The sequence below is a fragment of the Streptomyces sp. BK79 genome (assembly GCF_044142145.1).
Lineage (GTDB): Bacteria > Actinomycetota > Actinomycetes > Streptomycetales > Streptomycetaceae > Streptomyces.
Map to the genome: position 1 here is coordinate 1 of NZ_JBHVOC010000008.1, position 25,829 is coordinate 25,829.

The 25,829-nt window shown below is 73.9% G+C and carries 22 protein-coding genes and 1 pseudogene; 16 read left to right on the forward strand and 7 right to left on the reverse strand.

Annotation, left to right across the window (positions count from 1 at the left end; all coding sequences use genetic code 11):
* Together ACFIF2_RS11650 and ACFIF2_RS11655 are read left to right on the forward strand one after the other, a co-directional pair.
* A pseudogene (locus ACFIF2_RS11650) lies at positions 1-172 on the forward strand (transcriptional regulator); the annotation flags it as partial.
* A 31-nt stretch (positions 173-203) separates the two neighbouring features.
* Positions 204-1,457 (forward strand): MFS transporter, encoded by a 1,254-nt coding sequence (locus ACFIF2_RS11655; RefSeq protein WP_395572503.1) that lies wholly within the window; start codon positions 204-206, stop codon positions 1,455-1,457.
* 48 nt (positions 1,458-1,505) lie between these two features.
* Here ACFIF2_RS11655 and ACFIF2_RS11660 read toward each other — a convergent pair whose 3' ends face one another.
* Positions 1,506-2,141, reverse strand: a complete 636-nt coding sequence (locus ACFIF2_RS11660; RefSeq protein ID WP_395572504.1) for a TIGR03085 family metal-binding protein — start codon at positions 2,139-2,141, stop codon at positions 1,506-1,508.
* A gap of 81 nt (positions 2,142-2,222) precedes the next feature.
* On the opposite strand from ACFIF2_RS11660, the gene hisI reads away from it, so the two are divergent.
* The 11 genes from hisI (at position 2,223) to lgt (ending at position 11,200) form a co-directional block, all read left to right on the forward strand.
* The gene (gene hisI, locus ACFIF2_RS11665; RefSeq protein ID WP_395572505.1) at positions 2,223-2,627 is read left to right on the forward strand and encodes a phosphoribosyl-AMP cyclohydrolase; all 405 of its coding nucleotides are present in this window, start codon (positions 2,223-2,225) and stop codon (positions 2,625-2,627) included.
* Positions 2,628-2,656: 29 nt separating this feature from the next.
* Positions 2,657-4,147, forward strand: coding sequence for an anthranilate synthase component I (locus ACFIF2_RS11670; protein ID WP_395572740.1), 1,491 nt, complete (start codon positions 2,657-2,659; stop codon positions 4,145-4,147).
* A 138-nt stretch (positions 4,148-4,285) separates the two neighbouring features.
* Complete coding sequence (locus tag ACFIF2_RS11675) at positions 4,286-4,927, forward strand: TIGR02234 family membrane protein (protein WP_395572506.1); 642 nt, start codon at positions 4,286-4,288, stop codon at positions 4,925-4,927.
* A 154-nt stretch (positions 4,928-5,081) separates the two neighbouring features.
* A complete protein-coding gene (locus ACFIF2_RS11680) occupies positions 5,082-5,333 on the forward strand; it encodes an HGxxPAAW family protein (protein ID WP_395572507.1) in 252 nt (83 codons plus the stop codon).
* Between the two features lie 95 nt (positions 5,334-5,428).
* The gene (locus ACFIF2_RS11685; RefSeq protein ID WP_395572508.1) at positions 5,429-5,893 is read left to right on the forward strand and encodes a DUF2752 domain-containing protein; all 465 of its coding nucleotides are present in this window, start codon (positions 5,429-5,431) and stop codon (positions 5,891-5,893) included.
* A gap of 121 nt (positions 5,894-6,014) precedes the next feature.
* Positions 6,015-6,824 (forward strand): indole-3-glycerol phosphate synthase TrpC, encoded by an 810-nt coding sequence (gene trpC / locus ACFIF2_RS11690; protein WP_395572509.1) that lies wholly within the window; start codon positions 6,015-6,017, stop codon positions 6,822-6,824.
* Positions 6,825-6,845: 21 nt separating this feature from the next.
* Positions 6,846-7,040 (forward strand): tryptophan biosynthesis modulator TrpM, encoded by a 195-nt coding sequence (gene trpM / locus ACFIF2_RS11695; protein WP_395572510.1) that lies wholly within the window; start codon positions 6,846-6,848, stop codon positions 7,038-7,040.
* 114 nt (positions 7,041-7,154) lie between these two features.
* A complete protein-coding gene (gene trpB / locus ACFIF2_RS11700) occupies positions 7,155-8,438 on the forward strand; it encodes a tryptophan synthase subunit beta (protein WP_395572511.1) in 1,284 nt (427 codons plus the stop codon).
* Positions 8,435-9,250 carry a tryptophan synthase subunit alpha gene (gene trpA, locus ACFIF2_RS11705; protein ID WP_395572512.1) on the forward strand — a complete coding sequence of 272 codons (816 nt, stop codon included), beginning with the start codon at positions 8,435-8,437 and terminating at the stop codon, positions 9,248-9,250. The genes trpB and trpA overlap by 4 nt, the downstream gene beginning before the upstream one ends.
* Positions 9,251-9,336: 86 nt before the next feature.
* The gene (locus ACFIF2_RS11710) at positions 9,337-10,110 is read left to right on the forward strand and encodes a DsbA family protein (protein WP_395572513.1); all 774 of its coding nucleotides are present in this window, start codon (positions 9,337-9,339) and stop codon (positions 10,108-10,110) included.
* A 73-nt stretch (positions 10,111-10,183) separates the two neighbouring features.
* Positions 10,184-11,200 (forward strand): prolipoprotein diacylglyceryl transferase, encoded by a 1,017-nt coding sequence (lgt, locus tag ACFIF2_RS11715; RefSeq protein WP_395572514.1) that lies wholly within the window; start codon positions 10,184-10,186, stop codon positions 11,198-11,200.
* A gap of 76 nt (positions 11,201-11,276) precedes the next feature.
* On the opposite strand, the gene ACFIF2_RS11720 is transcribed toward lgt, so the two are convergent.
* From ACFIF2_RS11720 to ACFIF2_RS11745, 6 genes are read right to left on the reverse strand one after another with little or no spacing between them, the layout of a single operon-like run.
* Positions 11,277-12,101: an HpcH/HpaI aldolase/citrate lyase family protein gene (locus ACFIF2_RS11720; protein WP_395572515.1), complete on the reverse strand. Its 825-nt coding sequence runs from the start codon at positions 12,099-12,101 to the stop codon at positions 11,277-11,279.
* Positions 12,098-13,315: a CaiB/BaiF CoA transferase family protein gene (locus ACFIF2_RS11725; RefSeq protein WP_395572516.1), complete on the reverse strand. Its 1,218-nt coding sequence runs from the start codon at positions 13,313-13,315 to the stop codon at positions 12,098-12,100. Before ACFIF2_RS11725 ends, ACFIF2_RS11720 begins: the two co-directional genes overlap by 4 nt.
* Positions 13,294-14,685: an ADP-ribosylglycohydrolase family protein gene (locus ACFIF2_RS11730; RefSeq protein WP_395572517.1), complete on the reverse strand. Its 1,392-nt coding sequence runs from the start codon at positions 14,683-14,685 to the stop codon at positions 13,294-13,296. The genes ACFIF2_RS11725 and ACFIF2_RS11730 overlap by 22 nt, the downstream gene beginning before the upstream one ends.
* On the reverse strand, positions 14,673-15,881 hold the full coding sequence (locus tag ACFIF2_RS11735; RefSeq protein WP_395572518.1) for an ADP-ribosylglycohydrolase family protein: 1,209 nt from the start codon (positions 15,879-15,881) through the stop codon (positions 14,673-14,675). The genes ACFIF2_RS11730 and ACFIF2_RS11735 overlap by 13 nt, the downstream gene beginning before the upstream one ends.
* Complete coding sequence (locus ACFIF2_RS11740; protein ID WP_395572519.1) at positions 15,878-17,212, reverse strand: ADP-ribosylglycohydrolase family protein; 1,335 nt, start codon at positions 17,210-17,212, stop codon at positions 15,878-15,880. Before ACFIF2_RS11740 ends, ACFIF2_RS11735 begins: the two co-directional genes overlap by 4 nt.
* Positions 17,209-18,438 (reverse strand): ADP-ribosylglycohydrolase family protein, encoded by a 1,230-nt coding sequence (locus ACFIF2_RS11745; RefSeq protein WP_395572520.1) that lies wholly within the window; start codon positions 18,436-18,438, stop codon positions 17,209-17,211. Before ACFIF2_RS11745 ends, ACFIF2_RS11740 begins: the two co-directional genes overlap by 4 nt.
* A 233-nt stretch (positions 18,439-18,671) precedes the next feature.
* Between ACFIF2_RS11745 and ACFIF2_RS11750 the strand changes: the two genes are divergently transcribed.
* The 3 genes from ACFIF2_RS11750 (at position 18,672) to ACFIF2_RS11760 (ending at position 25,823) form a co-directional block, all read left to right on the forward strand.
* Positions 18,672-19,400 carry a VIT1/CCC1 transporter family protein gene (locus tag ACFIF2_RS11750; protein ID WP_395572521.1) on the forward strand — a complete coding sequence of 243 codons (729 nt, stop codon included), beginning with the start codon at positions 18,672-18,674 and terminating at the stop codon, positions 19,398-19,400.
* A 428-nt stretch (positions 19,401-19,828) separates the two neighbouring features.
* Positions 19,829-24,367, forward strand: a complete 4,539-nt coding sequence (gene gltB / locus ACFIF2_RS11755) for a glutamate synthase large subunit (RefSeq protein ID WP_395572523.1) — start codon at positions 19,829-19,831, stop codon at positions 24,365-24,367.
* The gene (locus tag ACFIF2_RS11760; RefSeq protein WP_395572524.1) at positions 24,360-25,823 is read left to right on the forward strand and encodes a glutamate synthase subunit beta; all 1,464 of its coding nucleotides are present in this window, start codon (positions 24,360-24,362) and stop codon (positions 25,821-25,823) included. Before gltB ends, ACFIF2_RS11760 begins: the two co-directional genes overlap by 8 nt.
* Positions 25,824-25,829: the final 6 nt, after the last annotated feature.

A 25,829-nucleotide genomic window follows, 5' to 3' on the forward strand; every position in this document is an offset into this window, starting at 1 on the left:
GGGGGAGCGTGCATGGCGTCGCGAGGCAGGCGGGAATTGTCAGACAGGCCCTAGTTCGCTCGCTCCGGCGAAGAAGTACGACGAGAAGGGCCGGGCGGCCGTCGCCGCCGGTGACACCGAAGGGCGTGAGAACGTGGCGCTGCACGTGTACGGATTCCCGTTCCGTGTCTGAGGGGTCCGAGGGCTCCGGGGAAACCAGGGCCGTGACGGACCCGCTCATACCCGCCGGCCCCGCCGTACCCGCCCACCGCGACCCCAACGTCCTGCGGTGGGTCGCCGCCTACACCGCCTCCATGGTCGGGGACACCGTCTTCTTCCTCGCGCTGTCCTGGGCCGCCGTGCAGAGCGGGAGTCCTGCCGAGGCCGGGATCGTCACCGCCGTCAGCGCGGTGCCGCGGGCGCTGCTCATGCTGGGCGGCGGGGTGGTCGCCGACCGGTTCGGGCCGCGGAAGGTCGTCATCGGCAGCGATGCCGTACGGTGCGTGACCGTCCTGGCGGTCGCCGCCGTGCTCTTCGCCACCGACCCCGGGCTGTGGCTCCTCGCCCTGCTCGCCCTCGTCTTCGGCACCGTCGACGCCGTGTTCATGCCCGCCGTCGGGGCGCTCCCGGCGCGGATCACCGGCAAGGACCAGCTCGCCCGCGTCCAGGGCATGCGGGGCCTGGCCATCCGGTTCGCCGCCGTCGTGGGTGCCCCGCTGGGCGGGTTCGGTGTCGCGGCCGGCGGTGCGGCCGCCGCGTTCGCGCTGGCCGGGCTGCTCATCGCCGTCTCCGTGCCGCTGCTGGTCTCCGTACGGATGCGCGCGCTGCCGCCCGACGACGCCCCGGACACCACGGCCGCGCGGGACACCACCGCCTGGCGGGACCTGGTGGGCGGGCTCCGCTACATCCGCCGGCACCGCGTCCTCGGCCCGCTGATGGTGGCCATCGCCCTCGGCGACCTCGGCTTCGTCGGCCCCCTCAACGTGGGCCTCACCCTGCTCGCCGACGAGCGCGGCTGGGGCGCCGCCGGGATGGGCTGGGTCCTCGCGGGGTTCGGCACGGGGGCCGCGGTCGCCGCCCTGCTGCTGACCGTACGGGGACGCGTGCCGCGCGCCGGCTGCGTCGCCGCCGGTGCCCTCGTCCCCGGCGCGGCCGCGATGGGCGCCCTGGCCCAGGCCCCCGGCCTCCCCGTGGCCGTCGCCATCGCGGTGGCCGTCGGGCTGCTCACGGGGCTCAGCGGAGCCATGTGCGGGGCGCTGCTGCAGACCCAGTCCGCCCCCGCCTACCTGGGACGCGTCACCGCCGTCGCCGGGATCGTCAGCCTCGGCATCGCACCGCTGAGCATGCCGCTGTCCGCCGCCGCGGTCGGCGTCTGGGGCACCGGCCCGGTCTTCGCCGTCAGCGCCGCGGTGTGCGCCCTCGGCGGGGTCGTCGCCCTGGCCGCACCGGGCGTACGGCGGGCCGAACTGCCCGGATAGCCGCCCGGGAGCCCGGCCGCCTAGCCCGAATATCGGGGCGCGCCGCCCTCAGATACCGAGCTGCTTCGTCTCGTGCAGCTTCGCGATCGCGTCCGGCTCGCCCTCCAGCTCCACCTTCGCCGCGCTCTGCCGCCCGTACGCGAACAGCAGCAGCTCGGACGGCTCACCCGTCGCCGTCACCACCGGCGTGCCCCGGTGGGCGACCGTCGTCTGGCCGTTGGGCCGGCGCAGCACCAGGCCCGTCGGGATGCCGCGGCCCATCAGGCGGGCCGTGCGCTCCAGGCGGGACCACAGGGCGTCCTGGAAGACCGGGTCCAGCTCGCGCGGCGACCAGTCCGGCTGGGCGCGGCGGACGTCCTCGGTGTGGACGTAGAACTCCACGGTGTTCGCCGCCTCGTCCACCTGCTTGAGCGAGAACGGCGAGAACCGCGGCGGCCCGGTGCGGACCAGCTGGATCAGCTCCTCGTACGGCTTCGCGCCGTACTCCTCCATCACCCGGTCCAGCCGGGACGCGAGCTGCTTGATCAGGGTGCCTCCGGCGGCGTCCGGCCGGCGCTCGCGCACCACCACGTGCGCGGCGAGGTCCCGGGTGCGCCAGCCCTCGCACAAGGTGGGGGCGTCCGGACCCGCCGTCTCCAACAGGTCGGCGAGCAGAAGTCGTTCACGCTTGGCGAAAGTCGACATGGAGTCAGCCTACGGCCGCCGGCCGGGTCCGCCCAATGGACAGCGCCGGTCCGTGTCCGTCCCGCGCGGCACAATGGGCCCATGACCAGCAGCTCCCCCCGGCCGTCCAGCCCGCTCGCCCCGGAGATCGCCGCCCGCCTCAAGCGCAGCGCCGACGGTCTCCTGCCCGCCATCGCCCAGCAGTACGACACCGGGGAGGTGCTGATGCTCGGGTGGATGGACGACGAGGCCCTGCACCGCACGCTGACCACGGGACGCTGCACCTACTGGTCGCGCAGCCGCCGGGAGTACTGGGTCAAGGGCGACACCTCCGGTCACTTCCAGTGGGTGAAGTCGGTCGCCCTGGACTGCGACGCCGACACCGTCCTGGTCAAGGTCGACCAGGTCGGCGCCGCCTGCCACACCGGCGCCCGCACCTGCTTCGACGCCGATGTCCTGATCGTCGAGGACGGCGCGGGTTCCGACGCGCCCGGCGCGGATCAGTAGGGTCTGCCCCCATGGACGACATGGACGTCATGGACCTCGCCACCTTCCGCAAGCTGGCCGCCGACCGCCGCGTGATCCCGGTCAGCCGCAAACTCCTGGCCGACGGCGACACCCCGGTGGCGCTCTACCGCAAGCTCGCCGCCGAGCGCCCCGGCACCTTCCTCCTGGAGTCCGCGGAGAACGGCCGGTCCTGGTCCCGGTACTCCTTCGTCGGCGTCCGCAGCGCCGCTACCCTCACCGAGCGGGACGGCGAGGCCCACTGGCAGGGCACCCCGCCCGTCGGCGTCCCCACCGACGGCGACCCGCTCGCCGCCCTGCGCGCCACCGTCGAGGCCCTGCACACCCCCCGCGACCTCGCCCACGACCTCGGTCTGCCGCCCTTCACCGGCGGCATGGTCGGCTACCTCGGCTACGACATCGTCCGCCGCCTGGAGAAGGTCGGCCCTGGGGAGCGCGACGACCTGCGGCTCCCCGAGCTGACCATGCTGCTCACCAGCGACCTCGCCGTCATGGACCACTGGGAGGGCTCGGTCCTGCTGATCGCCAACGCGATCAACCACAACGACCTGGAGACGGGCGTCGACGAGGCCTACGCCGACGCCGTCGCCCGCCTGGACGCCATGGAGGCCGACCTCACGCGCGCGGTGGCCCAGCCCCCGGCCGCGCTGCCGCCCTCCGAGCTGCCCGAGTACACCGCGCGGTGGGGCGGCCCCGACTTCCAGGCGGCCGTCGAGGACATCAAGGAGCGCATCCGCGCGGGCGAGGCCTTCCAGGTCGTCCCCTCCCAGCGCTTCGAGACGCCGTGCACGGCGAGCGCCCTGGACGTCTACCGGGTGCTGCGGGCCACCAACCCGTCCCCGTACATGTACCTGCTGCGCCTCGACGGCTTCGACGTCGTCGGATCGTCCCCGGAGGCCCTGGTCAAGGTCGAGGACGGGCGGGCCATGGTCCACCCCATCGCCGGCACCCGGCACCGCGGCGCCACCCCGCAGGAGGACCAGGCCCTGGCCGACGAACTGCTCGCCGACCCCAAGGAGCGCGCCGAGCACCTCATGCTCGTCGACCTCGGGCGCAACGACCTCGGGCGGGTCTGCGAACCCGGCTCGGTGGAGGTCGTCGACTTCATGTCCGTCGAGCGGTACTCGCACGTCATGCACATCGTCTCGACGGTCACCGGCCGGGTCGCCCCGGGCCGCACCGCCTTCGACGTCCTCACCGCGTGCTTCCCGGCGGGCACCCTCTCCGGCGCGCCCAAGCCGCGCGCCCTGCAGATCATCGACGAACTCGAACCGTCCCGGCGCGGCCTGTACGGCGGCTGCGTCGGCTACCTCGACTTCGCGGGCGACTCCGACACCGCCATCGCCATCCGCACCGCCCTGCTGCGCGACGGCACGGCCTACGTCCAGGCCGGCGCCGGCGTGGTCGCCGACTCCGACCCGGTCGCCGAGGACACCGAGTGCCGCAACAAGGCGGCGGCGGTGCTGCGGGCGGTGCACACGGCCAACCGGCTGGGGCGCTAGGGCGAACCCGCACGAGCCGGCACCGGCCCGCACGAGCCGCGTACGGCCCCCGGCACGGTACGGCCCTCGGCGGATGGGGCGGATCTCACGCTCTCCATACGAACCCCGGGTGACGGTTCGCCCGGGGTTCGGGCGATAGTGGAGTACGTGACAGCCGTTCCTCACCCCCGTACCCCAGCCGCAGGCCCCGCCCGGGCCGGCCGCCGGAGCCTCGCCGTCGCCCTGCTGTGCGGGGCGCTCGGCGCGGCCGTCGCCCTGCTCGCCACCCGGCAGGAGTGGGCGGAGGGCACCGCGACGGTGGCCGGCGGCGCCTTCCCGCTGACCGCCAAGGGCAGCGACGTCACGGGCGTACCCGCGGCGCTCGCCATAGTGGCACTCGCCGCGCTCGTCGCCGTCTTCGCCGTCCGCGGCGCGGGCCGCGTCGCCGTCGCCGCGCTGCTCGCGCTGAGCGGCGCCGGCACCATCGCCGCGGCCCTGATCGGCGCCTCGGACAGCTCGGCCCTGGACGAGCAGGCGGCGAAGGCCGCCGGCGACACCTCGGCCACGGTGGACGCCCTCTCCCACACCGCCTGGCCGTACGTCGCCGCCGTCGGCGGGGCCCTCCTGCTGCTGGCCGGACTGCTCGCCCTGCGCTACGGCCGCCTGTGGCCCGCGATGTCCGGCCGCTACGAGCGCGACGGAACGCCGCGTCCCCGCCGCACGCCGCAGACCGTCGACCCGGACCGTCCCGAGGACCTCTGGAAGGCCCTCGACCGCGGCGAGGACCCGACCGGCGCCTGACCGCGGGTTCACCGGAGCGCGGACGGGCACCCGTGGACAGCCGACGGCTCCCACGCGCGTGGGGGAGCACCCCGGCTCACGGCGTGCGTGTCCGTGCGGGACAATGAGCGCGAGCGTCCTGCTCAGACACGTACACAGCAACGAGGAGCAAGCAATGGCGGGCAGCAGCCACGGTCACACCCCGGCCGCCTGGACCGGTGTCATCATCGCCTTCATCGGTTTCTGCATCGCGGGCATGTTCATGGTGGCCGCCCAGCCGGTGGGCTTCTGGGCCGGCATGGTGGTCGTCCTCCTCGGTGGTGTCGTGGGCGGCATCATGCGCATGATGGGCCTCGGCCAGCCGAAGACGGACCACCCCGTGCACAAGGTCGCCGGCGACCGCGAGCCGGCCGGCGCCAAGGGCTGACCCGGCACGGCGGACGCGGCACCTCCCGGGGGGCGGATCGGCACGGGCGTGCCGCGACCGCCCCTCACGTGCGCGTACGGCCCGTCGCGTGCAGAATGCGGAGCGTGGACGCCGAGACAGCAAAGCCGCCGCCGCGCGGAACCGCGCCCCGAGGCGCGACCGCCGGCGCCGCCGCGCGCCTGGCCGTCCCGGCCGCGGTGCTGGCGGCCGTCGCCGGTGCCTTCGCGTACGTGGGGAGCGTGGACCCGGGCGAACCCGGCCACTACCCCGTCTGCCCCCTGCTCCGCTTCACCGGCATCCTCTGCCCTGGGTGCGGGGGCCTGCGCAGCGCCCACGCGTTCGTGCACGGGGACGTGCCGGCCGCGCTGCAGGCGAACGCGCCGGCCGTCCTCGGCTATCTGGGCTTCGCCGTGCTGTGGACCGTCTGGGTGGCCCGCGTGACGCGCGGCCGCCCGGTACGCCTCGACCTCGGCCCCCTGCACCTGTGGGCGCTGGGGTCGCTGCTGCTGGTCTTCACCGTCGTCCGGAACCTGCCCTTCGGCGGCTGGCTCCGCCCCTGACCGTCCGCCGCGTGCCCGGGACGGGGCGCGGACCGGCGTCAACCGGATGCGGGACTCCCGCCCCGCTCCGGATACCATCGCAGTGACCACAGGTTCAGCCGTCCGGAAGGGGGCCGCTCGCGTGAGTGTGCTCGACGAGATCATCGACGGAGTCCGTGCCGACCTCGCGGAGCGGCAGGCGCGCGTCAGCCTCGACGAGCTCAAGGAGCGCGCGGCCAAGGCACGCCCCGCCAAGGACGGCGTGTCCGCCCTGCGCGGTGACGGGGTCAAGGTCATCTGCGAGGTCAAGCGCTCCAGCCCGTCCAAGGGCGCGCTGGCCGCCATCGCCGACCCCGCCGGTCTCGCCGCGGACTACGAGGCGGGCGGCGCGGCCGTCATCTCCGTCCTCACCGAGCAGCGCCGCTTCGGCGGTTCGCTGGCCGACCTGGACTCGGTCCGCGCGCGGGTGGACATCCCCGTGCTCCGCAAGGACTTCATCGTCACCTCGTACCAGCTGTGGGAGGCCCGTGCGCACGGTGCCGACCTCGTGCTGCTGATCGTCGCCGCCCTGGACCAGCCGGCGCTGGAGTCGCTGATCGAGCGCGCCGAGTCCATCGGGCTCACCCCGCTCGTCGAGGTGCACGACGAGGACGAGGTCGAGCGCGCGGTGGACGCCGGCGCCAAGATCATCGGCGTCAACGCGCGCAACCTGAAGACGCTCGAGGTCGACCGCGGCACGTTCGAGCGGGTCGCCCCGGAGATCCCCGCGCACATCGTCAAGGTCGCCGAGTCCGGCGTCCGCGGCCCGCACGACCTGATCGCGTACGCCAACGAGGGCGCCGACGCGGTCCTGGTCGGCGAGTCCCTGGTCACCGGGCGCGACCCGAAGACGGCGGTGGCCGACCTGGTGGCGGCGGGCGAGCACCCGGCACTGCGGCACGGCCGCGGCTGACCCCCCGGTAGGCTGACCCCGATGACGCTCCTCCTCGCTCCGGTCTCCCGGGACCCGTACGCCCGCCTCGCGCGCGGCTGCCGGCCCCGTGGCTGCCGCGCGCCCGCACGCCGGGTGCACGGGCGCCGGGTGCGGTACGTCATCGGGGACGAACCCGGGCAGGTCAACGGCATGCGATGGTCCAGGCGCCCCGTCAGGGGCGCGGGGCTGAGCTGAATCCGCGACTCCGTCGCGTACGCGCGAGCCACCACGAACGGCCCGCAGCGGCCTGACGTCCCCCGCCCCCACGGCGAATCTGCCCGAACCGGACACTCACCGTGAGGTACACGCATGCCCAGCAACTTCTTCATCCCCGACCCGGAGGGTCAAACCCCCAGCCCCGAGGGCTACTTCGGGGCGTACGGCGGCAAGTTCATCCCCGAAGCCCTGGTCGCGGCGGTCGACGAGGTGGCCGTCGAGTACGACAAGGCCAAGTCGGACCCCGAGTTCGCCCGGGAACTGGACGACCTCCTCGTCCACTACACCGGCCGCCCCTCGTCCCTCACCGAGGTCCCGCGGTTCGCCGAGCACGCCGGCGGCGCCCGCGTCTTCCTCAAGCGCGAGGACCTGAACCACACCGGCTCCCACAAGATCAACAACGTGCTCGGCCAGGCCCTGCTCACCAAGCGCATGGGCAAGACCCGCGTGATCGCGGAGACCGGCGCCGGCCAGCACGGCGTGGCGACGGCGACGGCCTGCGCGCTGTTCGGCCTGGACTGCACGATCTACATGGGCGAGATCGACACCCAGCGGCAGGCCCTCAACGTGGCCCGGATGCGCATGCTCGGCGCCGAGGTCATCGCCGTGAAGTCCGGCAGCCGCACGCTCAAGGACGCCATCAACGAGGCGTTCCGCGACTGGGTCGCCAACGTCGACCGCACCCACTACCTGTTCGGCACCGTCGCCGGCCCGCACCCCTTCCCGGCGATGGTGCGCGACTTCCACCGCGTCATCGGCGTCGAGGCCCGCCGCCAGCTCCTGGAGCAGGCCGGACGCCTCCCCGACGCGGCGATCGCCTGCGTCGGCGGCGGCTCCAACGCCATCGGCCTCTTCCACGCCTTCATCCCCGACGCGGACGTCCGCCTCATCGGCTGCGAGCCCGCCGGGCACGGCATCGAGACCGGCGAGCACGCGGCCACCCTGTCCGCGGGCGAGCCCGGCATCCTGCACGGCTCCCGCTCGTACGTCCTCCAGGACGACGAGGGCCAGATCACCGAGCCGTACTCCATCTCGGCCGGCCTGGACTACCCGGGCATCGGCCCGGAGCACGCCCACCTCAAGGACTCCGGCCGCGGCGAGTACCGCGCGGTCACCGACGACGCCGCCATGCGGGCGCTGCGCCTGCTGTCGCGCACCGAGGGCATCATCCCGGCCATCGAGTCCGCCCACGCGCTGGCCGGCGCCCTCGAGGTCGGCAAGGAGCTGGGCAAGGACGGCCTCATCGTCGTCAACCTGTCCGGCCGCGGCGACAAGGACATGGACACCGCCGCCCGCTACTTCGGGCTGTACGACACCGACGCCGAGGTCGCCGCCGACGAGGCCGGCACCGCCGAGATCGAGGGGGACGCCAAGTGAGCGGGAACGTACAGCTGCTGACCGACACCCTCGCCGCGGCGAAGGCCGAGGGCCGCTCCGCCCTCATCGCCTACCTCCCGGCCGGCTTCCCCACCGTGGACGGCGGCATCGCGGCGGTCAAGGCCGCGCTGGAGGGCGGCGCCGACGTCGTCGAGGTGGGCCTGCCGCACAGCGACCCCGTCCTCGACGGCCCGGTCATCCAGACCGCCGACGACATCGCGCTGCGCGGCGGCGTCCGCATCGCCGACGTCATGCGCACCGTCCGCGAGGCGCACGCGGCCACCGGCAAGCCGATCCTCGTCATGACGTACTGGAACCCCATCGACCGCTACGGCGTCGAGCGGTTCACCGCCGAGCTGGCCGAGGCGGGCGGCGCCGGGTGCATCCTGCCCGACCTGCCCGTCCAGGAGTCGGCGCTGTGGCGGGAGCACGCCGACAAGCACGGGCTCGCCACCGTCTTCGTCGTCGCCCCCAGCAGCAAGGACGCGCGGCTCGCCGAGATCACCGCGGCCGGCAGCGGCTTCGTCTACGCCGCCTCCCTCATGGGCGTCACCGGCACCCGCGCGTCGGTCGGCGCGCAGGCCGAGGACCTGGTGCGGCGCACCCGCGCCACCACCGACATCCCCGTCTGCGTCGGACTCGGCGTCTCCAACGCCGCGCAGGCCGCCGAGGTGGCCGGCTTCGCCGACGGCGTGATCGTCGGCTCGGCGTTCGTCAAGCGGATGCTGGACGCCCCCGACGACGCGGCCGGCCTGGAGGCCGTCCGCGAGCTCGCCGCCGACCTGGCGAAGGGCGTGCGCGGACAGGCGTGACGGCGAGCACGTGACAGAGGTCCCCCGTACGGGTGGACCTGGGGCCGGGGAGGCGCGCTGCGCCTCCCCGGTTCGTTCTGCGGGGTGTGAGCGAGAAGAACCGAGAGGGAAAGCGCACCGCCCGCCAGAAGCTGGCGGACCAGCGCGAGAAGCAGAAGTCCAGGGACAAGCGCCGCCGCGCGCTGATCGTCGGCGCGAGCGTGGTCTGCGTCCTCGGCCTCGCGGCGGTGATCGGCGTGGTCGCCGCCAACGCGGGCAAGGACGACGGCGGCGAGGCGGCGGGCCCGGTCGTGGCGCCCTCGGGGGCGCAGGGCAAGGACGGCCTCGCGATCCCCGTCGGCGAGGAGAGCGCCAAGTCGACGCTCGTCGTCTGGGAGGACTTCCGCTGCCCGGCCTGCAAGGCCTTCGAGCTGGCGTACCGCGACACGATCCACGAGCTGACCGAAGCCGGGCAGCTCAAGGTCGAGTACCACCTGGCGACCATCATCGACGGCAACATGGGCGGCACGGGTTCCCGGAAGTCGGCCAACGCGGCGGCCTGCGCCCAGGACGCCGGGAAGTTCACGCCGTACCACGACGTGCTGTTCACCAACCAGCCCGCGGAGACCGACGACGCCTTCGCCGACGAGGGCAAGCTGACCGACCTCGCGGGCAAGGTCGACGGCCTCGACACCGCCGCGTTCCAGGAGTGCGTCGAGGGCGGCAAGCACAACAGCTGGGTGGAGAAGTCCAACGAGGCGTTCCGCACCGGCGGCTTCAGCGGCACGCCGACGGTCCTGCTCGACGGCAAGAACATCTACCAGGACCGCTCCATGACCCCGGCGAAACTGAAGCAACTGGTGGAGGACGCCAACCAGTAGCGGACGGCGTTACGGACCCGTAGCCGGGCTGCCCGCCACGCGTGCCGCCCGACACGGTAGCGTCGACCCTGCCATGGAACTTGCCTTCATTCCCAGCCCGTCGCGCGGGGTGCTGAACCTCGGTCCCATCCCGCTGCGCGGCTACGCGTTCTGCATCATCATCGGTGTCTTCGTTGCCGTCTGGCTCGGCAACAAGCGCTGGATCGCCCGGGGCGGGCGGCCCGGCACGGTGGCCGACATCGCGGTCTGGGCCGTTCCCTTCGGCCTGATCGGCGGCCGGCTCTACCACGTGATCACGGACTACCAGCTGTACTTCAGCGAGGGCCGTGACTGGGTCGACGCCTTCAAGATCTGGGAGGGCGGACTCGGCATCTGGGGCGCGATCGCGTTCGGCGCGGTGGGCGCGTGGATCGGCGCCCGGCGCCGGGGCGTCCCGCTGCCCGCGTACGCCGACGCCGTCGCCCCCGGCATCGCCCTCGCGCAGGCCATCGGCCGCTGGGGCAACTGGTTCAACCAGGAGCTGTACGGCAAGGCCACCGATCTGCCGTGGGCCGTGGAGATCACCTCGTCGGCCGACGGCCGGGTGCCGGGCACGTACCACCCGACCTTCCTGTACGAGTCGCTGTGGTGCGTCGGCGTCGCCGTGCTCGTCATCTGGGCCGACCGCCGCTTCAAGCTCGGCCACGGGCGGGCGTTCGCCCTGTACGTCGCCGCGTACTGCGCGGGCCGGTTCTGGATCGAGTACATGCGCGTCGACGACGCCCACCACATCCTCGGTCTCAGGCTGAACAACTGGACCGCGCTCCTCGTCTTCCTGCTCGCCGTCGTCTACATCGTGCTCTCGGCGCGCAAGCGGCCGGGCCGGGAGGCCGTGGTCGAGCCGGGCGCGGAGGCGCCGGAGCCGGCCGAGTCCGTCGAGGGCGACGGCGGTGACGCCGGGGACGCCGGGGACGAGGCGAAGAAGGACACGGACACGGACTCGGACACGGACACCGGCGCCGCGAAGAAGGCGGCGGACGCCGGGGAAGCGAAGGACGTGAAAGACGTGAAGGACGTGAAGGACGGGGCCGACTCGGCCAAGCAGGGCTGACGGCCCGCCGTCGTACGTCGCCGAGGGGCGTCCGGGACATCCCGGGCGCCCCTCGGCGTACGCCGGGACGCGGGGGTCAGGACAGAGCCGGCCGCCGGGCCAGCGACAGGGTGCGCCGGGCCGTCGCCACCACCGCCGCGTCGACGAACCGGCCGTCCGGCAGCGCCAGCGCGCCCGGCTGCGCGGTGGCCGCCTTGACGATCGTCTCCGCCTCCTCCAGCTCCCGCTCCGTGGGCAGGTACGCCCGCTCGATGATCGGCAGCTGGCGGGGGTGGATCGCGGCGCGGCCGAGGAAGCCCAGGGCCCGGCCGTGGGCGCAGGACGCCGCCAGGCCCTCCAGGTCCCGGGTGTCCGGATGCACCGTCTGCGACGGCGGCGCCAGACCCGCCGCCCGCGCGGCCACGACCACCCGCGCCCGCGACCAGTCCAGGCCCGCGTCACCGCGTACACCCAGGTCGGCGCGGAGATCCGCCTCGCCGAGGGCGATGCCGCGCAGCGCCGGATGCGCGGCGGCGATCGGGTACGCCCGCTCCACGCCCCGGGCCGTCTCCAGCAGCGCGTACAGCGGCGGGCCGCCGGTGGCCGCCGCGACGCCGGTGATCTGCTCCGGCGACGTCACCTTCGGCAGCCGCAGCCCGGACAGCCCCGGCAGCGCGGCCAGTGCCGCCAGGTCCGCCCCGGCGAACGGGCCGTCCAGGGCGTTGACCCGCACGTGGACCGGCACCGGCTGCGGCTCGGCGAGCAGCTCGGCGGTGGCCTCGCGGGCGTACTCCTTGCGGTCCGGGGCGACCGCGTCCTCCAGGTCGACCACCACGACGTCGGCACCGGCGGCCAGCGCCTTGGCGACCACCGGGGGCCGGTCGCCTGGGGCGTACAACCAGGTCAGCGGGTGTGCGGTCATACGACGCCCTCCTCACGCAGCTCTTTCACGTCCGCCGGGGTGAAGCCCAGCTCGGTCAGCACCTCCTCGGTGTCCGCGCCGTGCGGGCGGCCCGCCCAGCGGATCGCGCCCGGGGTCGCGGAGAGCCGGAAGAGGACGTTCTGCATGCGCAGCGGGCCCAGCTCGGGATCGTCGACGGTGGTGACCGTGTCGAGGGCCAGGTACTGCGGGTCGGTCATCACGTCCCGGACGTCCTGGACCGGGGCGACCGCCGCCTCGGCCTTCTCGAAGGCGGCGAGCACGTCGGCGCGGGAGTGCCGGGCGATCCAGTCGCCGACCGCCGCGTCCAGCACGTCGGCGTGCCGGGCCCGGTCGGCGCCCGACCCGAACCAGGGCTCGTCGATCAGCTCCGGGCGCCCCACCAGGCGCATCACGCGCTCGGCGACCGACTGGGCCGAGGTGGAGACGGCGACCCAGGTGCCGTCGGCGGTGCGGTAGGTGTTGCGCGGGGCGTTGTTCTGGGAGCGGTTGCCGGTGCGGGGCTGGACGTGGCCGAGCTGGTCGTACCAGATGGGCTGCGGGCCCAGCACGGTCAGGATCGGTTCGATGATCGCCATGTCGACGACCTGGCCCTCGCCGGTGCGGTCCCGGGCGGCCAGCGCCGTCATCACGGCGTACGACGTGGCCAGGGCGGCGATCGAGTCGGCGAGGCCGAACGGGGGCAGTGTAGGGGGCGCGTCGGGCTCGCCGGTCATCGCGGCGAAACCGCTCATGGCCTCGGCGAGGGTGCCGAAGCCGGGGCGGCGCGCGTACGGGCCGAACTGGCCGAAACCGGTGACCCGGGTCAGCACCAGGCGGGGGTTGACGGCGGACAGCTCGTCCCAGCCCAGGTCCCACTTCTCCAGGGTGCCCGGGCGGAAGTTCTCGATGACGACGTCCGCGGTCGCGGCGAGGCGCAGCAGGGTGGTGCGGCCGGCGGGCTTGGACAGGTCCAGGGTGATGGTGCGCTTGTTGCGGCCGAGCAGCTTCCACCACAGGCCGACGCCGTCCTTGGACGGGCCGTGGCCCCGGGACGGGTCGGGCCGCTCGGGGTGTTCGACCTTGACGACCTCGGCCCCGAAGTCGCCGAGCATGGTGGCCGCGAGGGGGCCCGCGAAGAGGGTGGCGAGGTCGAGGACGCGCAGGCCGGTCAGGGGCGCGGGCGCGGGGGACGTCAGGTGCGGGGCCGGGAGCATGGGCGGGTGGCCTCCCTGTGGGTGAGGTGGGCGAGGGTGTCGAAGCCGGCTTGGTCGAAGTCGCCGACCGAGGTGGCCAGGCGGTTCTTCAGCGGGGCCGTCCAGTGCTCGGGCAGCGCGGCGGGGGAACCGGCGAGGAGTCCGGCGACGCAGCCGGCGGTGGCGCCGTTGGAGTCGGTGTCCCAGCCGCCCGACACCGCGCGGGAGACCGAGCCGGTGAAGTCGCCGTCCGCGTGGGTGAGGGCGGCGGCGATCAGGGCGGTGTTGGGGATCGCGTGGACCCAGTGGTGGGTGGGGGAGTACCGGGCGTGGAGCGCGTCCACGACCGTGTCGAAGCCGGCGTGGGCCGCGGCCAGGCGGACGGCGTGACGGACGGCCTCGGCGAGGCGGGAGCCGGGCGGGACCACTGTGAGGCCGGCGCGCAGACAGGCGTGGACGTCGTGCGTGCCGCCGGCGGCGGTGGCGATGACGGCCGCCGCGAACATCGCCGCGTGGACGCCGCCCGCGGTGTGGGTGAGGGTCGCGTCGCGGTGGGCCTGCTCGGCGGCGGCGGCCGGGTCGCCGGGGTTGGTCCAGCCGTGCGCGTCGGCGCGGATCAGGGCGCCGATCCATTCACGGAAGGGGTTGTGCCGGCGGGCGGTGTGCGGCGGTTCGAGGCCGGCGAGGAGGTTGCGGTAGGCGACGCGCTCGGCGGTGAAGGTGCGGCCGGCGGGGAGTTCGTCGAGCCAGACGCGGGCCACGTCGGCGGTGCTGAAGTCCTTGCCGTGGCGCTGGAGGAGCAGGAGGTTGAGGAGGGGGTAGTTGAGGTCGTCGTCCTCCGGCATGCCGTCGATGTTCTCGGCGAGGGAGGTGGGCGCGGAGCGGCGGTTCCAGGGGTGGGCGGCGAGGAGGTCCGCCGGGACGCCCCGGGCGGTGAAGTAGGTGGTCGGCGGCCAGTTCCCGGCGGCGCGGGCGAGGCGGCGGATGCCGGTCAGCGGGAGCTTCTCGACCGGTTTGCCGAGCAGGCAGCCGACGGCCCGGCCCAGCCAGGCGGCTTCCAGGCGCCCGGCGTGCGACACGGCCGGCGGGGAGGCGGGCGCGGGCCAGTCGGGGCACAGCGCCTTGATGTCGTGCAGGTCCGTCGGCTCCCGGGCCGTCAGCGGGCTCGGCAGACCGTCCAGTTCGTCCAGCAGTTCCACCGCCAGGTGGCGCAGGCGGGCGGGGGCCGGCTCGGGCGAGGAGCCGGCCCTGGCGGGGGCCGCGGGGCCGCCCGCCGCCTCCCAGCGGGCCGCGGCCGCCGCGACCGCCGACGGATCACGGCCGTCCTGCCCGGCCTGGCGCAGCTCGTGCCCGATCAGGTCCTCGGGCTGGACCCAGGTCAGCCGGAGCATCCCGCGCCTCCGATCGCGGTGAACGCCCGCTCGTGGGCGCGGCGCCGCGCCACGTCGCGCGCGAAGACCTCCCGGGCTACCGCGGTGAGCGTCGCGGCCGGTTCCCACAGGTCCAGGCGGCTCGCCTCCGCGACGGTCTTCGCCCAGTCCTCCGGGACCGGCGAGCCCAGCGCCCCGGCCAGCGCGCCGACCATCGTGGCGGTGGAGTCGCAGTCGCGGCCGTAGTTGACCGCGCCGAGCACCGCGTGCCGGTAGTCGCCGCCGGAGACCAGCAGCATGCCGAGGGCGACGGGCAGTTCCTCGATCGCGTGCAGGCGGGACGGGCGGCGGGCGCCGAGCGAGGGGGCGCGGTAGTCGGGCCCCACCGTGTCGTACGGGGCCACCGCCTCCCGCAGCGGTACGAGTGCCGACTCGAAGTCCGAGTACCGCGAGGCCGTCTCGCAGACCGCCTCGATCGCCGTCCGGGTGCCGTCCTTCGCCAGGGACAGGCAGGCCGACACCACCGAGTCCGGCGTCGCCCCCGGTGCGCAGGCCGCGGCCACCGCCGCCGCGAGGACACCGGCCGCCTCCCTGCCGTACGACGACTGGTGCGCGCCCGCGACGTCCAGCGCCTCGGCGTACGCGCCCGCCGGGTCGGCGGCGTTGACCAGGCCGACGGGGGCCATGTACATCGCGGCGCCGCAGTTGACGATGTTCCCGGTGCCCGCCTCGCGCGGGTCCACGTGGCCGTAGTGGAGCCGTGCCACGAGCCACTTCTCCGCGAGGAAGATCCGCTGGAGGGGGAGGGCCTCGGCCTCCAGTTCCGGGATCCAGCGCGGGTGCGTCATCAGGTCCGGGACCAGGTGCTCGGCGACGGCGTGGGCGTCGAGGTGGTCGCGGACCGTGCCGTACACCCGGACCAGCGCGTGGGTCATCAGGGTGTCGTCGGTGACGTGGCCGTCGCCCTTGTGGTACGGCGCGATGGGGCGGGCGGTGCGCCAGGAGTCGCCGTTCCAGGGGCCGACGACGCCGTGGACGCGGCCGCCGTGGCGTTCGAGGATCTGCTCGGGGGAGTAGCCCTCGACGGGGCCGCCGAGGGCGTCGCCGACGGCCGCGCCGACGAGGGCGCCGGTGACGCGCTCCTCCAGGCTCGCGGTGCCGTTGCTCGCGGTGCCGTTCTCCGTCGGGGTGGGGGTGGGGGCGGGGGTGGGGGTCATGTCGCGGGGCGCCCTTCGGGTCGTGACGGTTGCGTGGCGTGCAGGAGTGCGGCCAGCTCCACCAGGTCGGTGCCGGTGAGGCGGGGCAGCACGCAGCCGGGGAGGGTGCGGCAGGTCTCCCGCCAGGAGGCGGGGATCGCCGTGCCGCCGCCCAGCGCGCCGGTGAGGGCGCCCGCGAGGGCCGGGGCGGAGTCCGCGACCCTGGACAGGCAGGCCGCCGCCGGTACCGCCTCCGCGATGCGGCCCCGGGCGGCGGTGGCCAGGGCGAGGGCGACCGGGACGGTCTCGGCGGCGGCGATGCCGTAGCTGTAGACGTGGTCGACGATCTGGTGCTCCAGCAGGGGGACGACGGCGAAGGCGCTCTCGGCGTCCGCCGCCAGTGCCAGGGCGTGCCGGGCGTTGCGGCCGATCTCCGTCTCCTCGGGGAGTTCGGCGAGCGCGGCCGCCACGCAGGTGTCCACGTCGGCGCCGACGAGGGCGCACGCGACTGCCGCCGCCATGGCCCGGGCGCCCCGCACACCGTCGCCGTCCTGGGTGTAGCGGGCGTCGAACTCGGCGAGTCCGGCGGCGCCCCGCGGGTCGCCGGGGTGGGCGACGGCGAGGACGCAGGCGCGGACGCAGGCGGCGTCGTCGAAGTAGTGCGGGTTGTCGTGGCCGGTGGCGGGCGGGCGCAGTCCGGTGGCGAGGTTGCCGAGCCCGGCCCGGACCGAGATGCGGGCCCGCAGCGGCAGGACCGCCGACTCGGCCTCCGGGGCGCGTGCCGTGGCGGCGGCCACCTCGCTGGCGACGGCGTTCCAGGTCAGGTCGATCGCCGCCCGCATCCGGCGCTCCCGGCCGAGGTCGCCGAGCGCGCTGTCGTCCCCGGCCCGCAGCACCGCCTCCGCCGAGAACGCCGCCCACTCGGCGTCGTCGGAGGGGCCGAGGCGCAGTGGCTCGGGGGGCTGGTTGAGGGCGATGGGCACGGGGAGGGTGGTGGTCGCGTTCTGCTCGGCGAAGGTGTCCAGCTCGCGGGTGAGGCGGCGGGTCCACTCCGGCATCCGCGCGGCCCGGTGCCGGGCGGCGGGCCAGCCGGCGGCGTCTCCGGCGGCGAGCCCGAGGAGCAGCCCTTCGATGCGGTCGGCGCGCGCGGGGGCGGCGGCCACGTCCGCTTCCGGGCGGTGCCCGTCTCCGGCCGGGGGCGCCGGCGGGTGCCCGGTCTCGGCGCGGGTGGCGTCGCTTCCCGTCCCCGGCCGGTGTCCGCTTCCGGTGGGCGCGGACACGTCCGGTGCGCCGGGGGCGGCGACGTACGCGGTGGTGGCGGGTTCCTCACCGACGGGACGTGTCCTGGTCACCGCCCCACCCCCGACGCCATCGGGTCGCCGCCGTGGGGGAGGGGGGTGGTCTCCTTCTCCGGCGCGGGTTCGTGGTCCGGGGCGGCCGCGTTGTCCGGGGTGGGTGGTCGGTGCGGGGTGGAGTCCTGGTGCGGGGCGGGTTCGTGGTGCGGCGGGGGTCCGTCGTCCGGGGAGGGGCCGTGGGCCGGTGTCAGGCTGCCCCGCGCCCCTGTCCCCCGTGCCGCCTCCTGCGCGGCCCGGGTCAGCAGGTCCGCCACCTCCAGGACGTGGTGGCCGGCCATGGCGGGCAGGCAGGTGCCGCGGGCCGGGCCGATGGCCGAGGCCCAGTCGGCCGGGATCGCGGCGGCTCCCCGGGTCGCGCCGGCCAGGGCGCCGGCCACCGCCGCCGTCGTGTCGGCGTCGCGGCCCATGTTGACGGCCGTGAGCACCGCGTCCGTGAAGTCGCCGTCGGCCGCCGCGTACGCGCCGAAGGCGAGGGCGACCGCCTCCGGGGCCAGGTCGGTCCAGGGGTAGCCGCCGATGACCACCGCGGTGCGCACGGCGCGTTCCCCGAGGTGGGCCGCGTTCATCGCGCGGCGCAGACAGCGGGCCGTCCAGGAGTCGTCCGGGACGACGGCCAGGGCGGAGGCCACCACGGCGACGGCCGGCGCCCCCGCCATCGCCGCCGCGACCCCCGCCGCCACCGCCTGGCCGCCGTAGATGCCCTCGCCGTCGTGGCTGACCGAGCCGTCGATCGCCACCAGCCGGGCCGCCTCGGCGGGCCGGCCCGCCGCGAAGACGCCGTAGGGCGCCGCCCGCATGGCCAGCCCGTCGCTCCAGGCGTGGCGGTGCTGGGCGGAGATGGGGGCGGCCAGTCCCCGGCGCAGGTTCTCCAGGGTGCCGCGCTCACTGAAGCCCGCGCCCCGGAACGGCCCCTCCTCCCGGTCCGCGATCCACTCGTGCCAGGCCGCCTCCACGTGGGCCGCGGTGAGCGCCGAACCGTGACGGGCCAGCAGCAGGCCGGAGAAGATCGCGTACTCGGTGTCGTCGGTGCCGGCCGGCTTCTGGGCGACGTACCCCGTGATGCGGCCCCAGCGGGCGCGGATCTCGGAGGGCTTCATGTTCTCGGCCGGTGCCCCGAGGGCGTCCCCGACGGCCAGTCCCAGCAGCGCGCCCCGGGCCCGTTCGCGGAGTCCGACGGCGTCCCCGGACGCGGGGGCCGGGGGAACGCAGGCGGTGGATGCCATGCGGCCTCTCCTCTCCCTTTGCGGATGTCTCCCCGGTGCCGGACGCCCCGCAGCCTCACGGGCCCCAGAGTCACCCGGTCGACATCTGTGCAGTGAAGATCACGGATGAGCGCAGAAGGGTAAAACCGCAGGTAAGCCCAGCCTTTCCTTGCTGGCGAGGCGGAAATGATCGACGTAGATTTGGTGTTGTCGAGAAGTAGAACCAGTCCAGAGAAGCATTCGGGGGCACCCTTATGGCCATCATCGAAACCGAGGCGCCGCTGCACGAGGCGCACCGCGACAACCACACCCACCGCGACGTCAACGGCGGCTGGCTGCGCCCCGCCGTCTTCGGCGCCATGGACGGTCTGGTCTCCAACCTCGCCCTGATGACCGGTGTCGCCGGGGCCGCGAGCCAGCAGACCGTCGTCCTCAGCGGGCTCGCCGGCCTGGCCGCCGGCGCCTTCTCCATGGCCGCCGGCGAGTACACCTCGGTCGCCTCGCAGCGTGAGCTGGTCGAGGCCGAACTGGACGTGGAGCGCCGGGAGCTGCGCAAGCACCCGGCGGACGAGGAGGCCGAGCTGGCCGCCCTCTACGCGGCGCGGGGTGTGGGCGAGGGCCTCGCGCGCGAGGTGGCCCGGCAGCTGTCCCGCGACCCCGAGCAGGCCCTGGAGATACACGCCCGCGAGGAGCTGGGCATCGACCCCGGCGACCTGCCCTCGCCGGCGGTCGCGGCGGTGTCGTCGTTCGGTTCCTTCGCGCTGGGCGCCCTGCTGCCCGTCCTGCCGTTCCTGCTCGGCGCCGACGCCCTGTGGCCCGCCGTGCTGCTCGCGCTGGCCGGGCTGTTCCTGTGCGGCGCGGTGGTCGCCAAGGTGACCGCGCGCAGCTGGTGGTACAGCGGGCTGCGGCAGCTCGCCCTCGGTGGCGCGGCGGCCGGTGTGACGTACGTCCTGGGCACGCTGTTCGGAACGGCCGTAGGATAGCCCGGCTCGGACTTATGCGTCGGACCGCATAAGTAACCGTTACTCGCTGGTTTCGAGTGCGTGATCCCCGGGCATGAGCCGTAAGCGCTGTGGGCAATGAGGCTCGCCGCGCGCTCGCGGAGTGGGCGACGAAGCCTTCTCCGCGCCCTTCGGCCGACGGACATCGATCTGTTCGCTCCGGTCGCCACAGCTTCCACCGCCGGGCGCGGTACCCCGCCGCGAACCCCTCGGTGTCCGCATGGTGGAACGGATTATCCCGCTTCCCGAGAACCGCTCCATCATGTAACCTGCACGAAATTTTGATCTCACGCAGAGGGCCAACGTCGTCCCTCGGCACTTGCACATGCCAGATGACGACGACGGGAGAGCCGATGCGTACGCCGCGCCAGCCGTCCCAGCACTCCGCGAATGGCCAGAAGTGGTCCTTCATGGATGCTCGCCCTGCTGCGCAGGGTATGTACGACCCCCGCAACGAGCACGACGCCTGCGGCGTCGGTTTCGTCGCCACTCTCACCGGCGAGGCTTCGCACACCCTGGTCGACCAGGCGCTCACCGTGCTGCGCAACCTGGAGCACCGCGGTGCCACCGGCTCCGAGCCCGACTCGGGCGACGGCGCGGGCATCCTCTCCCAGGTGCCGGACGCCTTCTTCCGCGAGGTGGCCGGATTCGAGCTGCCCGAGGCCGGGGGGTACGCCGCCGGCATCGCCTTCCTGCCGGTCGACGGCACCGAGGACGCCGTCTCACGCATCGAGACGATCGCCGCCGAAGAGGGCCTCACCGTCCTCGGCTGGCGCGAGGTCCCGGTCGCCCCGCAGATGCTGGGCGCCACCGCCCGCTCGACCATGCCGGTCTTCCGCCAGATCTTCGTGACCGACGGCGCCTCCCAGGGCATCGCCCTCGACCGCCGCGCCTTCGCGCTGCGCAAGCGCGCCGAGCGCGAGGTCGGCGTCTACTTCCCGTCGCTGTCCGCGCGGACCATCGTCTACAAGGGCATGCTGACCACCGGCCAGCTCGAGCCCTTCTTCCCGGACCTGTCCGACCGCCGCTTCGCCTCCGCGATCGCGCTCGTGCACTCCCGGTTCTCCACCAACACCTTCCCGAGCTGGCCGCTCGCCCACCCGTACCGCTTCGTCGCGCACAACGGCGAGATCAACACGGTCAAGGGCAACCGCAACTGGATGGTCGCCCGCGAGTCCCAGCTCGCCTCCGACCTGTTCGGCTCGTCCTCGGACCTGGAGCGGCTCTTCCCGGTCTGTACGCCGGACGCCTCCGACTCCGCCTCCTTCGACGAGGTCCTGGAGCTGCTGCACCTGGGCGGGCGCTCGCTGCCGCACTCCGTGCTGATGATGATCCCGGAGGCGTGGGAGAACCACGACTCCATGGATCCGGCCCGGCGCGCCTTCTACCAGTTCCACTCCACGCTGATGGAGCCCTGGGACGGCCCCGCCTGCGTCACCTTCACCGACGGCACCCAGGTCGGCGCCGTGCTCGACCGCAACGGCCTGCGCCCCGGCCGCTACTGGGTCACCGACGACGGCCTCGTCGTCCTCGGCTCCGAGGTCGGCGTCCTCGACATCGACCCCGCGAAGGTCGTCCGCAAGGGCCGCCTCCAGCCCGGCCGCATGTTCCTGGTGGACACCGCCGAGCACCGCATCATCGAGGACGACGAGATCAAGGCCCGGCTCGCGGCGGAGAAGCCGTACGCCGAGTGGGTCGAGGCCGGCGAGATCGAGCTGTCCGACCTGCCCGAGCGCGAGCACATCGTGCACACCCACGCCTCGGTCACCCGCCGCCAGCAGACCTTCGGGTACACCGAGGAGGAGCTGCGCGTCATCCTCGCGCCGATGGCCAAGGCCGGCGCCGAGCCGATCGGCTCGATGGGCACCGACTCGCCGATCGCCGCGCTGTCCGAGCGTCCCCGGCTGCTCTTCGACTACTTCACCCAGCTCTTCGCGCAGGTCACCAACCCGCCGCTGGACGCCATCCGCGAGGAACTGGTCACCTCCCTGCGCTCCTCGCTGGGCCCGCAGGGCAACCTCCTTGACCCGACGGCCGCCTCCTGCCGCAGCGTCCTGCTGCCCTTCCCGGTCATCGACAACGACGAGCTGGCCAAGCTCATCCACATCAACGCCGACGGCGACATGCCCGGCTTCAAGGCCGCGACCCTCTCCGGCCTCTACCGGGTGCACGGCGGCGGCGACGCGCTGGCCGCGCGCATAGACGAGATCTGCGCCGAGGCCGACGCCGCCATCGAGAACGGCGCCCGGCTCATCGTCCTGTCCGACCGCCACTCGGACGCCGAGCACGCCCCGATCCCGTCGCTGCTGCTCACCGCCGCCGTCCACCACCACCTCATCCGCACCAAGCAGCGCACCCAGGTGGGCCTGCTGGTCGAGGCCGGCGACGTCCGCGAGGTCCACCACGTCGCCCTGCTCATCGGCTACGGCGCCGCCGCCGTCAACCCGTACCTGGCCATGGAGTCCGTCGAGGACCTGGTCCGCGCGGGCACCTTCCTGCCGGACGCCGAGCCCGAGCAGGCCATCCGGAACCTGATCTACGCTCTCGGCAAGGGCGTCCTCAAGGTCATGTCCAAGATGGGCATCTCCACCGTCGCCTCCTACCGAGGCGCCCAGGTCTTCGAGGCCGTCGGTCTCGACGAGGCCTTCGTCGCCAAGTACTTCAACGGCACGGCCACCAAGATCGGCGGCGTCGGCATCGACGTCATCGCCAAGGAGGTCGCCGCCCGCCACGCCAAGGCCTACCCGGCCAGCGGCATCGCGCCCGCCCACCGCGCGCTGGACATCGGCGGCGAGTACCAGTGGCGCCGCGAGGGCGAGCCGCACCTGTTCGACCCGGAGACCGTCTTCCGCCTCCAGCACTCCACGCGCTCCGGCAAGTACGACATCTTCAAGAAGTACACCGAGCGCGTGAACGAGCAGTCCGAGCGCCTGATGACGCTGCGCGGGCTCTTCGGCTTCAAGTCGGGCCGGCAGCCGATCCCCGTCGACGAGGTCGAGCCCGTCTCCGAGATCGTCAAGCGCTTCTCCACCGGCGCCATGTCGTACGGCTCCATCTCCCAGGAGGCGCACGAGACCCTCGCCATCGCCATGAACCAGCTGGGCGGCAAGTCCAACACCGGTGAGGGCGGCGAGGACCCGGAGCGCCTGTACGACCCGGCGCGCCGCTCCGCGATCAAGCAGGTCGCCTCCGGCCGCTTCGGCGTCACCAGCGAGTACCTGGTCAACGCCGACGACATCCAGATCAAGATGGCCCAGGGCGCCAAGCCCGGCGAGGGCGGCCAGCTGCCCGGCCACAAGGTGTACCCGTGGGTCGCCAAGACCCGGCACTCCACCCCCGGTGTCGGCCTGATCTCCCCGCCGCCGCACCACGACATCTACTCCATCGAGGACCTCGCCCAGCTCATCCACGACCTGAAGAACGCCAACCCGCAGGCCCGCATCCACGTGAAGCTGGTCTCCGAGGTCGGCGTCGGCACGGTCGCGGCGGGCGTGTCCAAGGCGCACGCGGACGTCGTCCTCATCTCCGGCCACGACGGCGGCACCGGCGCCTCGCCGCTGACCTCGCTCAAGCACGCGGGCGGCCCCTGGGAGCTGGGCCTCGCCGAGACCCAGCAGACCCTGCTGCTCAACGGGCTGCGCGACCGGATCGTCGTCCAGACCGACGGCCAGCTCAAGACCGGCCGGGACGTCGTCATCGCCGCGCTGCTCGGCGCCGAGGAGTTCGGTTTCGCGACCGCGCCGCTCGTCGTCTCCGGCTGCGTCATGATGCGCGTCTGCCACCTGGACACCTGCCCGGTCGGCATCGCCACCCAGAACCCGGTGCTGCGCGACCGCTTCTCCGGCAAGGCCGAGTACATCGTGAACTTCTTCCGGTTCATCGCCGAAGAGGTCCGCGAGATCCTCGCCGAGCTGGGCTTCCGCTCCATCGAGGAGGCCGTCGGCCACGCCGAGGCCCTCGACGTCACCCGCGCCGTCGACCACTGGAAGGCGCAGGGCCTGGACCTGGCCCCGCTGTTCCACGTCCCGGAACTGCCCGAGGGCGCGGTGCGCCACCAGGTCACCGTCCAGGACCACGGCCTGGAGAAGGCCCTGGACAACGAGCTGATCAAGCTCGCGGCGGACGCGCTCGGCGCCACGGACACCACCGACGCCGTGCCGGTGCGCGCCCAGGTCGCCATCCGCAACATCAACCGCACCGTCGGCACCATGCTCGGCCACGAGGTGACCAAGAAGTTCGGCGGCGCGGGCCTGCCCGACGACACCGTCGACATCACCTTCACCGGCTCCGCCGGCCAGTCCTTCGGCGCCTTCGTCCCGCGCGGCATCACGCTGCGCCTGGAGGGCGACGCCAACGACTACGTCGGCAAGGGCCTCTCCGGCGGCCGGATCGTCGTCCGCCCCGACCGGGGCGCCGACCACCTCGCCGAGTACTCCACCATCGCCGGCAACACCATCGGCTACGGCGCCACCGGCGGCGAGATGTTCCTGCGCGGCAAGGTCGGCGAGCGCTTCTGCGTCCGCAACTCCGGCGCGCTGGTCGTCTCCGAGGGCGTCGGCGACCACGGCTGCGAGTACATGACCGGCGGCCACGCGGTCGTCCTCGGCGAGACCGGGCGCAACTTCGCGGCCGGCATGTCCGGCGGCATCGCCTACGTCATCGACCTCGACCCGGACAACGTCAACGCCGGCAACGCCGGCGCGGTCGAGGCCCTCGACGACGCCGACCGGCAGTGGCTGCACGACGTGGTGCGCCGGCACCAGGAGGAGACGGGCTCGACCGTCGCCGAGAAGCTGCTCGCCGAGTGGCCCGCCGCCGTGGAGCGCTTCAGCAAGATCATCCCCAGTACGTACAAGGCAGTGCTCGCCGCCAAGGACGCCGCCGAGCGAGCCGGTCTCTCCGAGACCGAGACCACCGAGAAGATGATGGAGGCGGCGACCAATGGCTGATCCCAAGGGCTTCCTGAACCACGGACGCGAGGTCGCCAAGACCCGCCCCGTCGAGGAGCGCGTCAAGGACTGGAACGAGGTCTACGTCCCCGGCTCCCTGCTGCCGATCATCAGCAAGCAGGCCAGCCGGTGCATGGACTGCGGCATCCCGTTCTGCCACAACGGCTGCCCGCTCGGGAACCTGATCCCCGAGTGGAACGACTACGCCTACCGCGAGGACTGGCAGGCCGCGCAGGAGCGCCTGCACGCCACCAACAACTTCCCGGAGTTCACCGGCCGCCTGTGCCCGGCTCCGTGCGAGTCGGCGTGCGTGCTCGGCATCAACCAGCCGCCGGTCACCATCAAGAACGTCGAGGTCTCGATCATCGACAAGGCGTGGGAGACCGGGGACGTCGCCCCGCAGATCCCCGAGCGCCTGTCCGGCAAGACCGTCGCCGTCATCGGCTCGGGCCCGGCCGGCCTGGCCGCCGCCCAGCAGCTCACCCGGGCCGGCCACACCGTCGCCGTCTACGAGCGCGCGGACCGCATCGGCGGCCTCCTGCGGTACGGCATCCCCGAGTTCAAGATGGAGAAGCGGCACATCAACCGCCGCATCGAGCAGATGCGCGCGGAGGGCACCCGCTTCCGCACCGGCGTCGAGATCGGCCGCGACCTCAAGGCGACCGACCTGAAGAAGCGCTACGACGCCGTCGTCATCGCCGCCGGTGCCACCACCGCCCGCGACCTGCCGGTCCCCGGCCGCGAGCTGAACGGCATCCACCAGGCCATGGAGTACCTGCCCCTGGCCAACAAGGTCCAGGAGGGCGACTACGTCGCCCCGCCGATCACCGCCGAGGGCAAGCACGTCGTCGTCATCGGCGGCGGCGACACCGGCGCCGACTGCGTGGGCACCGCCCACCGCCAGGGCGCCGCCTCCGTCACCCAGCTGGAGATCATGCCCCGGCCGGGCGAGGAGCGGGACGCGGTGCGCCAGCCGTGGCCGACCTTCCCCATGCTCTACAAGGTCACCAGCGCCCACGAGGAGGGCGGCGAGCGGGTCTACGCCGTCTCCACCACCCACTTCGAGGGCGACGAGGACGGCAACGTCCAGTGGCTGCACATGAGCGAGGTCGAGTTCATCGACGGCAAGCTCACCCCGAAGCCGGGCACCGAGCGCAAGATCCCGGCCCAGCTGGTCACCCTCGCCATGGGCTTCACCGGCACCGACCGGGACAACGGCCTGGTCGACCAGTTCGGCCTGGAGCTCGACGAACGGGGTAACATCGCCCGGGACGCCGACTTCCAGACCAACGTGCCGGGTGTGTTCGTCGCCGGTGACGCCGGCCGCGGCCAGTCGCTCATCGTCTGGGCGATCGCCGAGGGCCGCTCCGCCGCCCGCGGCGCCGACCGCTTCCTGACCGGGGCCAGCGAACTGCCGGCCCCGATCCGCCCGACCGACCGCGCCCTCGCGGTCTGACGGACG

Excerpts from the sequence above, each read along its gene's own strand:
- ACFIF2_RS11660 (WP_395572504.1), bottom strand. The coding sequence starts at position 2,141 with ATGTCGACTTTCGCCAAGCGTGAACGACTTCTGCTCGCCGACCTGTTG.
- hisI (WP_395572505.1), top strand. The coding sequence starts at position 2,223 with ATGACCAGCAGCTCCCCCCGGCCGTCCAGCCCGCTCGCCCCGGAGATC.
- ACFIF2_RS11670 (WP_395572740.1), top strand. The coding sequence starts at position 2,657 with ATGGACCTCGCCACCTTCCGCAAGCTGGCCGCCGACCGCCGCGTGATC.
- ACFIF2_RS11680 (WP_395572507.1), top strand. The coding sequence starts at position 5,082 with ATGGCGGGCAGCAGCCACGGTCACACCCCGGCCGCCTGGACCGGTGTC.
- ACFIF2_RS11685 (WP_395572508.1), top strand. The coding sequence starts at position 5,429 with ATGCGGAGCGTGGACGCCGAGACAGCAAAGCCGCCGCCGCGCGGAACC.
- trpM (WP_395572510.1), top strand. The coding sequence starts at position 6,846 with ATGACGCTCCTCCTCGCTCCGGTCTCCCGGGACCCGTACGCCCGCCTC.
- trpB (WP_395572511.1), top strand. The coding sequence starts at position 7,155 with ATGCCCAGCAACTTCTTCATCCCCGACCCGGAGGGTCAAACCCCCAGC.
- lgt (WP_395572514.1), top strand. The coding sequence starts at position 10,184 with ATGGAACTTGCCTTCATTCCCAGCCCGTCGCGCGGGGTGCTGAACCTC.
- ACFIF2_RS11720 (WP_395572515.1), bottom strand. The coding sequence starts at position 12,101 with ATGACCGCACACCCGCTGACCTGGTTGTACGCCCCAGGCGACCGGCCC.
- ACFIF2_RS11725 (WP_395572516.1), bottom strand. The coding sequence starts at position 13,315 with ATGCTCCCGGCCCCGCACCTGACGTCCCCCGCGCCCGCGCCCCTGACC.
- ACFIF2_RS11730 (WP_395572517.1), bottom strand. The coding sequence starts at position 14,685 with ATGCTCCGGCTGACCTGGGTCCAGCCCGAGGACCTGATCGGGCACGAG.
- ACFIF2_RS11735 (WP_395572518.1), bottom strand. The coding sequence starts at position 15,881 with ATGACCCCCACCCCCGCCCCCACCCCCACCCCGACGGAGAACGGCACC.
- ACFIF2_RS11745 (WP_395572520.1), bottom strand. The coding sequence starts at position 18,438 with ATGGCATCCACCGCCTGCGTTCCCCCGGCCCCCGCGTCCGGGGACGCC.
- ACFIF2_RS11750 (WP_395572521.1), top strand. The coding sequence starts at position 18,672 with ATGGCCATCATCGAAACCGAGGCGCCGCTGCACGAGGCGCACCGCGAC.
- gltB (WP_395572523.1), top strand. The coding sequence starts at position 19,829 with ATGGATGCTCGCCCTGCTGCGCAGGGTATGTACGACCCCCGCAACGAG.
- ACFIF2_RS11760 (WP_395572524.1), top strand. The coding sequence starts at position 24,360 with ATGGCTGATCCCAAGGGCTTCCTGAACCACGGACGCGAGGTCGCCAAG.